At 60.7% G+C, this 12,155-nt stretch carries 4 protein-coding genes and 3 tRNA genes; 5 read left to right on the top strand and 2 right to left on the bottom strand.

The genetic code is table 11. The features are described from left to right. Positions 1-31: 31 nt before the first annotated feature. From ACQY1K_RS06115 to ACQY1K_RS06125, 3 genes are read left to right on the top strand one after another with little or no spacing between them, the layout of a single operon-like run. Positions 32-7,468 carry a type I polyketide synthase gene (locus tag ACQY1K_RS06115; protein ID WP_430258536.1) on the top strand — a complete coding sequence of 2,479 codons (7,437 nt, stop codon included), beginning with the start codon at positions 32-34 and terminating at the stop codon, positions 7,466-7,468. Further along, positions 7,465-8,898, top strand: coding sequence for an aminotransferase class I/II-fold pyridoxal phosphate-dependent enzyme (locus ACQY1K_RS06120; protein ID WP_062453239.1), 1,434 nt, complete (start codon positions 7,465-7,467; stop codon positions 8,896-8,898). Before ACQY1K_RS06115 ends, ACQY1K_RS06120 begins: the two co-directional genes overlap by 4 nt. 16 nt (positions 8,899-8,914) lie before the next feature. Further along, positions 8,915-9,688 (top strand): SDR family oxidoreductase, encoded by a 774-nt coding sequence (locus tag ACQY1K_RS06125; protein ID WP_430258537.1) that lies wholly within the window; start codon positions 8,915-8,917, stop codon positions 9,686-9,688. Here the strand turns inward: ACQY1K_RS06125 and ACQY1K_RS06130 are convergent. Both ACQY1K_RS06130 and ACQY1K_RS06135 read right to left on the bottom strand, forming a co-directional pair. After that, on the bottom strand, positions 9,685-10,476 hold the full coding sequence (locus ACQY1K_RS06130) for a metallophosphoesterase family protein (protein ID WP_113111039.1): 792 nt from the start codon (positions 10,474-10,476) through the stop codon (positions 9,685-9,687). The two genes, ACQY1K_RS06125 and ACQY1K_RS06130, sit on opposite strands and share 4 nt — an antisense overlap. A gap of 997 nt (positions 10,477-11,473) precedes the next feature. Further along, positions 11,474-11,549 (bottom strand) — tRNA-Val (locus ACQY1K_RS06135). A 279-nt stretch (positions 11,550-11,828) separates the two neighbouring features. Here ACQY1K_RS06135 and ACQY1K_RS06140 point away from each other — a divergent pair. Both ACQY1K_RS06140 and ACQY1K_RS06145 read left to right on the top strand, forming a co-directional pair. After that, a tRNA-Asp gene (locus tag ACQY1K_RS06140) sits at positions 11,829-11,905 on the top strand. A 58-nt stretch (positions 11,906-11,963) separates the two neighbouring features. Next, positions 11,964-12,040 (top strand) — tRNA-Asp (locus tag ACQY1K_RS06145). The last annotated feature ends 115 nt before the right edge of the window (positions 12,041-12,155 follow it).

A 12,155-nucleotide genomic window follows, 5' to 3' on the forward strand; every position in this document is an offset into this window, starting at 1 on the left:
CCGCCATTTTAGCTGTGAAAACAGAGTGACAATGACGATCGAAATTATTGGTAGAGCCTGTGTGGCGCCGGGTGCAAGCTCCGTCAAGGAACTCAAGACGATCCTGAGCGGCGGCCGTTGCACCGTTTCGGAGATCCCTGGAGATCGATGGGACTTGGCACGTTTCTGGCATCCGGCACAGGGTATCGCTGGAAAGACCTATACGTTTGCCGCAGGCGTTATCGACAGGCTGTATGACTTCGATCCTGCCGTTTTCGGCATTTCGCAGCGCGAGGCCATGCAGATGGACCCGCAGCAGCGCGTGCTTCTGACACTGGTCTGGCAGGCGCTGGAAGACGCCAATCTTCCGGCAAGCACGCTCGCCAAGGAAAAGGTCGGCGTTTATATCGGCGCGTCCAGTCTCGAAAACAGTACGCTGTCGTCGGAGGATCCGGCATCCGGTAGCCCGTATTTCATGACGGGCAACACGCTCTCGATCGTCTCGAACCGCATTTCGCACGTCTTCGGCCTCAATGGGCCGAGCATGACCATCGACACCGCCTGCTCGTCGTCGTTGGTGGCGCTGGATCAGGCGGTGCGCTCGCTCGAGCGCGGTGATATCGACACCGCGATCGTCGGCGGCGTCAATATCCTCGTCAACCCGCTCTCCTTCGTCGGCTTCGCGCAGGCGCGCATGCTGTCGCCCGAAGGGCTTTGCCGTGCTTATGACACCAACGGCCATGGCTATGTCCGCGCCGAAGGCGGGGTGGCGATCGTCCTTCGTCGCAGCGATCGCGCGAAGCGGGAAAATGACCGCAGCTACGCCAAGATCCACGCAACAGGCGTGAATTCTTCGGGCCGCACCAACGGCATCAGTCTGCCATCGCGGGAAGCGCAGGCCGATCTTCTGCGCTCGATCTATCAGGGCAACGGCATCGACGTGAACCGCGTCGCCTTTATCGAAGGCCACGGCACGGGAACGCGTGTGGGCGACCCGGCGGAAGTCTGGGCCATTGGCACTGTCATCGGGCAGAACCGTCCGGCCCCGCTGCCGATCGGTTCGATCAAGTCGAATATCGGTCATACCGAGCCGGTGTCGGGTCTTTTCGGTCTCATCAAGGCGATGATCGCGTTGGAAAACGATTTCCTGCCCGCGACGCTGCATATCGAAAAAGCCAACGAGGATATCGACTTCGCCTCGCTCAACGTGCGGGTCAACATGTCCGCGATGAAGCTGATGCCTGCCAAGGGCGCTCGGCTCGCCGGCATCAACTCGTTCGGCTTCGGCGGCACCAACGCCCACGTCGTGATCGGCGATCCCGATCCGGTCGACGCGCCGGCGCTGCCCACCAAGGCCGACAGCCAGTTCTTCTTTGCCAGCGCCCATAGCGCCACCGCCCTGAAGTCGCTTCTGGAAAACTACCAGTCGGCCCTCGAACGCTCCGATGCTGTCAAGGCACGTCGGTTGATCGCCGCCTCCAGCGCCAATCGCGACCCGATGCGCTATCGCTTCGCCGTCGAAGCCAAGGACGAGGGCAGGGTTCTCAGGGCGATCGAAACGCATTTGGCCGGAACGGCTTCGCAGGGGGAGCGCGGAGAAGCGCCGTCCCATGCCGGCAAGACAGCTTTTGTGTTTTCCGGCAATGGTGCGCAGTGGGCCGGAATGGGCGTTGAAGCCTATCGTGAAAGCCGCCATTTCCGCCAGTGCTTCCAATCCTTCAGCGCGCTGTTCGAGTATCACCTGGGCGAAAAGCTCTCGGATCTGCTGTTTGCCGACGATATCGGCAGTAGGCTTGCCGATACCAAGATCGCTCAGCCTATGCTGTTTGCGATCCAGGCGTCCATCTCGGATTGCCTCGCTAATCTCGGGGTTCGCCCGGATGTCGTCTTCGGCCACTCCGTGGGCGAAATTGCAGCTGCCTATGCCGCCAAGGCCCTGACGGCTGCGGAAGCCGTGGCGATCGTCGCCAAGCGCTCCAAGTCGCAGGATCTGTTTGCCGGCAAGGGCAAGATGGCTGCCGCTGTGATGAACGAGGAGACGGCGCTTGCCTTCGCAAAGACCCATGGTCTGAACGAGATCGGCGTCGCCGCCATCAACGCACCGAACTCGGTCACGATTTCCGGTCCGACTGACGAGATCCAGGCGTTTCGCGATGCGGCACGCAAGGCGCAGACCGTCGTCCATGTTCTCGACATCAACTACCCGTTCCATCACCCGATCATCGACAGCGCGCGCGATCTTTTTCTCGCGGACCTGCCGACGATCGAGCCGAAGAGTGGCGCTTGCACCTATGTTTCGACGGTCACCGGCGGCATCTACGACTGCCGCGGCCTGGATGCCGATTACTGGTGGCGGAATGTCCGCGATCCGGTTCTCTTCAAGTCCGCGGCCGAAACAGCACTGGAGCTCGGCTGCAACCTCTTCATCGAGATTTCGCCACGTTCGATTCTGTCGAACTATGTCAGTGAAATCGCCAAGCATGCGTCGCATTCGGCTGTCGTGATCGGCACCCTGCAGCGAGAGACCCCGATCGAGGGACGTGACCCGGTCGCGCAGTCGTTTGCCCGCGCCATCGCCCACGGCGTCTCGCCGAGCGTGTCGCGCCGTAGCAGCAAGCGCGATGCGTTTGCAGGCCTCCCGGTCCTGCCGCTCGAGCCGTCCGTCTTGAAGATGGCGAACACGACCGATGAGGTTGATATCTTCGGCCGCGAACACCGCGGCAGCTACTCGCTGCTCGGATGGCGCACCGATCCCAACAGCGCCCACTGGAAGAACCATGTCGACGCGCAGCTTTTCCCGGATCTGGCTGAGCACGTCGTCGATTCGCGTGCGATCCTTCCGGGTAGCGGATTTGTCGAGATCGCCGTCACAGCCGCCCAGGTGCATTTCGGGTCCGACGACGTCGAACTGACGAATATGGAGATCGTGCGTCCGCTCGAACTTCGCACCGACCGGCTGCTCGAGCTATCGACGATCCTGTCGCCCGAGACAGGCGATATCGAGATCCGCTCGCGCGAACGACTGAGCAGCGACGACTGGACCGTGCATGCGGTGGCCCGCTGCCGCAAGCCAGTAGAGCATGCATCTGACCGTCAGATCTGGCGTGCCAACGAAGGCGAAAGCGCGAAGCTCTCCTCGCTGGACGTCTATAGCACTGCCGAACGGTTCGGCCTCCAATACGGCCCGCACTTTCAGCTGCTGCGCGAAGCGCGCGTCTTTGGTCGTAACACGGTCGAGGTCGATCTGAAAGCGGCCGAGGCTCCGGCCCACCCCTATCTGACCTACAACCTCAACCCGTTCTCGGTTGATGCTGTCTTCCATGGCCTCGTTGCCATGTTCGACCAGTTATCGGGCAGCGATGGTGGCTCTCCCTATATCCCCGTACGATTTGGTTCGGTTCGGGTGGGGGCGCGGGCCAAGCCTATCACCCGTGCAGTAATTGAGATCGAACGGTTCAGCGGCTTCTCGATCAAGGTCAACTTCCGCATGTTCGGGGAAGATGGCGAAATCGTCGCGTCGTTCGACGACTGCCGGTTCCGCCGCACCTCGTTGCGTCGTCATCACACCCTGGCTTCGGTTGCGTTCCATTACGAAGCCGTGCCGTCGACGATGTCAGGCAATTTCGCTCGGATCGGGTTTGCCGGCGGTCTACTGGCCGCGACGACGGATGCAGAAGCCAAGGACACTGCGTCGTTGATGCTGGATGCAATGATTTACCGTGCCTGCCACGAGATTGCGCTGTCGCTCGCATCACAGGACGGGTTCGTGTCCGTTACCGAGTTCCCGGGAGAACCCAATTTCCGGGCTTTCCTGGCGAGCTGTCTGTTTATTCTGGAAGATGCCGGGATCGCGTCGTCCGAGGAATCCGGCTGGCGCGTGCCGTCCGAATTCACCATGCCGGCCGTCTCTGAACTTCTGCAAGAAATCTACCGTGAGGATTCCGGACGTATCGCCGAGGCCGTGCTGCTGCACAATGCCTATCGCGATGCTCTGGAACACCTGTCGCTTGGCGGCCTCCATAGCGGCGAAGACGTCTCCGAAGCGCGCCACACCAGCGAAGCAACGCTCGAACACGTGCTTGTTCACTCGCCACTTGGGCGCAAGCGCTCCGATCTAGCGCTGCATCTTGTCGAGCAAGCCTGTCGGGCCAATGGCGGCCGGACCCGGGTCATTGTCGAGCTCGGCTCCACATCCGTATCCGTCAGCAGCAAGCTTGCGTCGCTTGCCGTCGATCACTCGGCGACGCTCGCCATCGTCGAGCCGCGCGAAAGCGTTCGCCGTACACTCGAACTTGCCTTCGAACAGCATGCACATGTCTCGGTGATCGAGCCGAAGGCGCTGGCCGATCTCCGCGGCATCGATGTGATCATTGCCGCCGGACTTGAAAGCCAGGCGGTTCTGGTCACCGACGATAGCCTTCGTTCCGCTGTACGAGGCGCCGCCGCGAGAGGCGCTGCATTCCTGTTCGTCGACCGTGCACCGTCAGCGTTCAACGACTTTGCCTTCGGCCTATCGGATGACTGGTTTGCCGCAAGTCAGTCGCCGGAATTTCCGGTCGGGCGTCTCGCGACAACCGAACAGGTAACCGACCTTCTGACAGGTCTCGGCTTTGCCGCCCCGCTTGTCGAAGAGAAAGATGTGGCCGAAGGGCTGCTGATCGTTGCAGGCGCCTCCTCGGCCGCGGCCGACCAGCTGCAGGCACTGCCGTCGATCCCGTCGGCGCTCGTCTTCGCTGAAGATGTTGCCCGTGCTGCAGCGTTTGGTGACGGCGACACCGTCGTCCTGCTCAGCGCGGATGCGGACGAGACTGCGATTTCGCAGTCGCTTGCCGGATTCGATGGCAAACCCGTGCAAGCCATCTTCTTAGCCGAACGTCTGAGCGATCGCGAAGCCTCCGATGTCGCTCTGGCACGTCTCGAAAACCTGAAGCGTATCGTTGAAGCGTTCACCCGCCATAGCGCCAGCCTCGCGTCGGGCGACCAGTCCCGTCTCGTGATCGTCGCACCCGGCGGCTCGCCGCTTGCCGGTGAGGCGACTGATGACGTCAACGCCGGTCTCTGGACCTTCGCCCGCGTTCTTCAGAACGAATACGATGCGGTCGCCACGCACCTTCTCGATCTCGAGACGGACAGTGCGGAACTCGGCCTGTATGTCGGCGAGATCCTTGCATCCGCCAGTGCCAACCGTGAGTGGATCCTGCGCGATGGTTCGCTGTCGGAAATCCGCGCATCGAGCGGTCCGTTCGGGCCGAAGGATACAGAAAGCGCCGACTTCACCGCGGCCACGATCCGGCAAACCGTGAATGGACGCGTCGACAGCATCATCTGGGAGAGCGCCTCCGAGCCGGTGCCGGATGCCGACGAGATCGTTCTCGCCGTGGAAGCGGCCGGCCTCAACTTCCGTGACGTCATGTGGGCGATGGGACTGCTTCCGGAAGAAGCACTCGAAGACGGCTTTGCCGGCGCAACCATCGGCATGGAAATGTCCGGCCGCGTCATCTCGGTCGGTGCGTCGGTGACGGATCTCGTTGCCGGAGACCGTGTCATGGGCATCGGCCCGGCCGCGTTCTCCACGCACGTCAAGGTTCGCCGTGACGGCGTGACGAAGTTCCCCGCACGCCTCGACTTTGAGGCTGCAGCAACCGTTCCGGTGGCATTCCTAACCGCCTATTACGCCATGGTCCAGCTCGGCCATATCGAACCCGGTGAAACCATCCTCATCCATGGCGCAGCTGGCGGTGTCGGCCTTGCCGCATTGCAGATCGCCAAGCTGAAGGGTGCAGTTGTCATCGCGACGGCCGGTACGGTGGAAAAACGCCGCTTCCTGGAAGCGCTTGGTGCAGACCATGTGTTCGACAGCCGCTCGCTGGATTTCGTGGCCCGCGTGCGCGGCGTCACCGGCGGCGAAGGCGTCGACCTTGTCCTCAACTCGCTGTTCTCGGAAGCGATGGAACGCAGCCTGGAACTGGTGAAGCCATTCGGTCGCTTCCTCGAACTCGGCAAGCGCGACTACTATTCCGACCGCAAGATCGGCCTTCGTCCGTTCCGTCGCAACATCAGCTACTTCGGCATCGACGCCGACCAGTTGCTGGTGAAGCTGCCGGCGATCACGAAGAAGATCTTTACCGAGATCGGTGTCCTGTTCGAACGGGGCGACCTGTCTCCGCTACCCTATCGCGCCTTCGGCTATGACGAGATCGGCAGTGCCTTCCGTCTGATGCAGAACGCCGGCCAGATCGGCAAGATCGTCATCCGTCCTCCGGTTGCCGGCAAGGACAAGGTGGTGATTTCAAACGAAAAGCCGGTCGCCTTCGATCCGGATGGCATCTATTTGGTTGCCGGCGGCATTGGCGGCTTCGGCCTCGTTGCGGCAGACTGGCTTGCCGCACGCGGTGCCAAGCAGATTGCACTTTGCTCGCGCAAGGGTGTCGTCGACACTGAAACCGAGGCGGCGATCGCCAAATGGAAGGCGAAGGGCGTCAAGGCATCTGTCCATGCCTGCGATATCACCAGCGAGCCGGCTCTTTCCGGACTCCTCGACAGCCTGCGCAAGCAGGCTCCGATCAAGGGCATCGTTCACGCGGCCATGGTGCTCGACGACGCGCTTCTGTCCAACCTGACGCCCGAGCGCAACCGACCGGTTGTCGAGGTCAAGGTTCGCGGTGCGGCTCTCCTCGACAAGCTGACGGCGGGCGACGATCTCGATCTCTTCCTCGTCTTCTCCTCGGCCACGACCATGCTCGGCAACCCGGGCCAGGCAAACTACGTCATTGCCAACGGCTATCTCGAAGGTCTTGCCCGTGCACGCCGCGCGGCCGGCAAGCCGGGTCTCGCCGTCGGCTTTGGCGCCATTGCCGATACCGGTTTCCTTGCACGCAATGCCGAGGTCAACGAAATCCTGTCCAAGCGAATCGGCAAGACGGCGATGAAGGCGCGCGATGCGCTGGAGCAGGTCGAACGCTACATGGCGTCAGACACCGGCACCATTGATGCGGCAGCCGTGATGATTGCCGAAGTCGACTGGCAGGCAGTGCGGATGCTGCCGATTTCCAACGCCTCGATCTTCGAGACGGCGATCCGTTCGGCTGGCAATCAGCAATCGGCCTCCGATGGCGACCGGATCGATCTTGAGGATCTGATCCGTGGCAAGTCGGCGGATGAAGCGCAGCAGCTTCTTCACAACCTCGTCGCGTCTGAAATCGCCACGATCCTGCGTGTCACGGAAGACAGTATCACGCCGGAAAAGGTCTTGAAGGATATCGGTCTCGACAGTCTGATGGCGATGGAGCTCGGTATGAGCTTCCAGCAGAAGACGGGCTTTGATATTCCGCTGAGCGGAGTAGGGGAAGACACGTCCGTCAGCGACGTGGTAAGCCGTCTGAGAGAGCGTGTCGCCAAGCGCAACGGCGAGGACGACACCGTCCAGAACGAAGTGATCGACCGGCTGGTCAAAAGCCATTCGACGCAGCAGAAAGCCGCAACGCAGTGACAGACAGCAGTTCGGATGAAACCCGGCCCTCCAAGCTGAGCCTTGGGGGGAAGGGCAATTTTATCGACCAGATGCGCAAGGCCAACGAAAACGTCGGGCGCAATCGCACGACGCGGCTCAATGCACAGCCGCAGCAACCGGCCCGCCCTCCGGTCGGTTTTGACGCCTTGCCCGAATATCAACGGGTCATGGTGCAGCGCAAGGCGAGCGAAATCATCGGCGTCGACAACCCGTTCTATCGCTCGCACGACGAAGCCGCCGGCGCGACGACGACCATGGACGGGGAAGTCTATGCGAATTTTGCTTCCTACGACTATCTCGGTACCAACACGGACCCGAGGGTGACCGAAGCCGCCAAGGCTGCGATCGATCGTTTCGGCATTTCCGCCTCCGCCAGCCGTCTGGTCGCAGGCGAGCGCCCGGTGCATGCGGAACTCGAAGAAAAGCTTGCCAGCGTTTACGGCGTTGATGCTGCAGTCTGTTTCGTCAGCGGCTACCTTACCAACGTTGCGGCAATCAGCTGTGTCGTCGGCCCCAAGGACCTCGTCATCCACGACGAATTCATTCACAACAGCGCGCTGGCCGGCATCAAGCTTTCCGGCGCCACGCGGCGCCTGTTCAAGCACAATGACGTCGATAACCTCGAGACGGTGCTCAACACGCTTGCCGGAGATTTCCGGCGCGTTCTCGTGATCGTCGAAGGCGTCTATTCGATGGATGGCGACATCGCCGACCTGCCACGCCTGATCGAGCTGCGCAATCGGTACGGCTTCTGGCTGATGGTCGACGAGGCCCATTCGCTCGGCGTTCTCGGTAAGACCGGTCGCGGCTCGTTTGAACATTTTGATATCGACCCGAAGAGCGTCGATATCTGGATGGGCACCCTGTCGAAGACAACGTCGAGCTGCGGCGGATATATTGCCGGTAGCCGGGCGCTGGCTGACATCCTAAAGGCCGAAGCGGGCGGTTTCGTCTACAGCGTCGGGCTTGCTCCGGTTCTGGCAACGGCTGCAGCCACGGCCCTCGATATTCTGCGCGAGGAACCGGATCGGGCCGAGCAGTTGCACCGGAACGGTTCGCTGTTTCTGAAGCTCGCCCGGGAAGCCGGTCTCGACACCGGATTGAGCCTCGGCTTTTCCGTCGTGCCGATCCTCGTCGGTGATTCGCTTCGCTCCATCCAGCTGTCGAACGAATTGCTGGAAGATGGCGTCAACGCTTTGCCGATCATTCATCCCGCCGTCCCGGAAGGCATGGCCCGGTTGCGATTCTTTATCACCAGCGACCATACGGAAGAGCAGATTCGCCATGCGGTGGAATCGACAGCAAGACGCCTGAAGGACCTGCAGGACAGGAATTTCGGTCTTGCCTCTCTCAGCCCGGAAAAACTGATGCAGCTTGCGCCGCTTCTCCAGTCGCCCGACAACACCTGAGGCTGTGGCGACGACGATGCACGTGATCGTAACGGGTGGATCAAGCGGCATCGGACTGGAAGTGGCGCGGATCTACGCATGCCGGGGTGCGCGCGTATCGATCATCGCGCGCACGGCGGCAATGCTTGAAAGCGCTGTTGTCGACCTCCGCAGTACCGGCAAGGCTGACATCAGATGTGAACGCGCGGATGTCGCGAACGATAGCGAGATCTCGCGTGCTGTTGATGCCTGCGAGGCCGCATTCGGACCGTGCGACGTTCTTGTTGCCTCGGCCGGGATGGTAGAACCCGCTTTTTTCGACCAGCAATCGCAGAGCGACTTTTCCCGCCAGATAGACGTCAACCTGCTCGGTACGGCGAATGCCGTACGCTCGGTCTACGCGGGCATGAAGAGCCGCGGGCAGGGCGCAATCATGATCGTGTCCTCGGGTGCGGCACTGATCGGCATACCCGGCTACACAGCTTATTGTGCCTCCAAGTCGGCGCTCACGGGCTTCGCCGAGGCCCTCCAGGCTGAGTCGGTTGGAGATGGCGTCACCATAGCGCTGTGCTTCCCGCCGGATACCGAAACGCCGCAGTTCGAGAGGGAACTCGCCAAACGCCCGGCGCAGGCACGGGCTCTGATGGGTGCCGCGCCGCCGTGGAAGGCGAATGCCGTTGCCGAAAAGATCGTTCGCGGCATCGATCGGCGGTCGAAGAAAGTCTATTTCGGCTTTTCCATCACTGGCCTTGGCCTGTTCGGTCCACTGGTAAAGCCGTTCGTTGCGGCCTGGTTTTCCAGACGTCGCTAGATAAACCGCGTCTCTTCGCCCGCAATCCTCAAGATTGTCAGCTTGCCCGAATAAAATGCCCCGGTATCGATGCCGATTCTGTTCGGTCCGAGCGAAGGCTCAGCCTGCGGCGTGTGGCCGTGGATCACGAAGGTGGATGGAAGGTTTGGTCCTTTGGCGAGGAATGGATCGCGGATCCACATCAGGTCAGCCTCCTCCTGGTCTTTCAACGCGACACCCGGCCGGATGCCGGCGTGGACGAACAGAAGCTGTCCGACCTTCATGCTGATCGGCAAATCGGTGAGGAACTGGCGGTGCGCATCGGGCACGACTTCAGCCAGCAGCTGCTTCAGCGTGCCATTGCGGCTGCGCTGGCGAAAGTTCTGGTCATGCACGTCGAGCCCGTAGGACGCCAGCGTCTGCTCTCCGCCGAGGCTCAGCCATTCGCCATGCGTGTCCGGATCATCGAGGAAGAGGCGGAACACATCGTCATGGTTTCCGCATAGCGGCAGTCGGCGCAGACCGTATTCGCTCGGCTTGATCAGATAGTCGAGAACACCCGAGGATGCCGGGCCGCGGTCCACATAGTCGCCGAGAAGAACCACCACGCCCGCACGGCGCGTTTCTTCGATGTCCCGGGCGATCTTCGCCTCGGCTTCCTTGAGGAGCTCCAGGCAGCCATGCACGTCGCCGATCGCGTAGATCGGATAGGTCGGCGCGTCTACTCCAAGGTCGATACGCCGACGGGGACGTGGGACGCTCCCCTGGCTGGAACGTTTCTGGGTGAGCCACCCGATGACCTTGCGCATGATACAGTTCGTTTCGAGAATGAGAGAGAACGTGAGGACACAATGGGAAATGTGCCCCTAATGGACGTTTAACAAGCCCTTTCGGATCTCGTTGCAAACCGTTCAACGATCCCGATGCTGCTGCACCTCCGCTGCAGTATGAGAAAGTATAAACCGGCGCTCCGCAAAATATAATGCTGCACTGCACCAAGTCCTCGTGCTGCTATGGACAGTTGTTTTATTTTGAAACACTATCGAGGGGAGGAGCTGGGGGAGGGAAATAAATGCGGATACAGATCGTTGCCATCTCGATTATGGCAAGCCTTTTCCTGTGGATTTTCGCATACTATTGTCTGCAGACCACCTACAGGACGGGCCAGGCTTACGGCGTGATGCCGAACCTGAACATCAGCAAACGACTCAGCATCTTTGATTGAACGGGTAAGCGCTTCGAGTGCACGAGAGCTTCTGCGCTGTCGCTAAGGCTGCCTCTGCGCGTAGGTCGCCGCGAGTTGCTTGACCGCTTGGCGATATTTGAACAGCTCTATGCCGCCGACGAAGACGGCGCAGCAGGAGAGCAGAATAAAGGCGACAGCGGCAGCTTTCATGGCGGGACAGTGGCATGCCGCTCGCCTCTGCGCCAGTCCCGGTTGAAGTGCTGCCGGACAGGCGTACAAAACAGGAGACCGGAGAGTGTTCGCCGGCCGTCCAAATGCTACAACGCGTATAGTCGTGCAGGCCGACAGTCTTTTGCAACGTAGCCCCTCAGCGATGCAAACCACAATTGTGTAGCTCGCCAACGTCATTTGCCCGTGATCGAATGATTGAGACTGGATAACGAATCGGTTGGAACCTGGCGTTGATGTCGCGCAGTATTCTGTCGGAGCGGATGGGCCGCTTAGAGCCGCCGCCTACTTCCGGTCAACGCAATCGTCCAAAAGGCAGTGATGGGCAAACATGTGCCATTATCAGCGAGAGAGCATTCTACGGAAATTATCTGGTAGGGAAGGCCGAAGAATGGTGGGCGATGACGGACTCGAACCGCCGACATCCTCGGTGTAAACGAGGCGCTCTACCAACTGAGCTAATCGCCCCTAAACTGCAGACCGTTTCGTCTGCCGCTTCGGTGGCCGTGATCTATGCGGATCGCGCGAAAACCGCAAGAGCTTTGACGACATTTTTTTGAATTTTCGACAAAATCCGTGGCAGATAAGGGTTCTTAACGACAAACCACGGGCCTCGATGTGGGAAAGTGAGTGGCGTCATTATTTTGTCTTCAAACTTGCTTGACACCTCCCGTCGAACCTCTTAGGAAGCGGCCAACCGAGCAGTCGAGGCTGCCTGGTGAGAGACGAAAGTTTCTGAAGAAATGTGCGGGTGTAGCTCAGTTGGTTAGAGTGCCGGCCTGTCACGCCGGAGGTCGCGGGTTCGAGCCCCGTCACTCGCGCCATTCTTCTTCCTCGAACGTCGTGTCCAAATGATGCGGCGCCGTAAAGTCGGCAATATGCGCGGGTGTAGCTCAGTTGGTTAGAGTGCCGGCCTGTCACGCCGGAGGTCGCGGGTTCGAGCCCCGTCACTCGCGCCATTTACTTTCTTTCCTCCAAACTGATCAAGCGTCTCTATCCTCACCGGGATGGGGAATGATCGGGTCGTCGAACCCACCTGTCGCGCTGAGAGTTGCAACGTCCGTCCGCCGCGCC

Source organism: Neorhizobium sp. IRS_2294 (assembly GCF_050500145.1).
Taxonomy (GTDB): Bacteria; Pseudomonadota; Alphaproteobacteria; order Rhizobiales; family Rhizobiaceae; genus Neorhizobium; species Neorhizobium soli.

Excerpts from the sequence above, each read along its gene's own strand:
- ACQY1K_RS06125 (WP_430258537.1), top strand. The coding sequence starts at position 8,915 with ATGCACGTGATCGTAACGGGTGGATCAAGCGGCATCGGACTGGAAGTG.
- ACQY1K_RS06130 (WP_113111039.1), bottom strand. The coding sequence starts at position 10,476 with ATGCGCAAGGTCATCGGGTGGCTCACCCAGAAACGTTCCAGCCAGGGG.
- ACQY1K_RS06115 (WP_430258536.1), top strand. The coding sequence starts at position 32 with ATGACGATCGAAATTATTGGTAGAGCCTGTGTGGCGCCGGGTGCAAGC.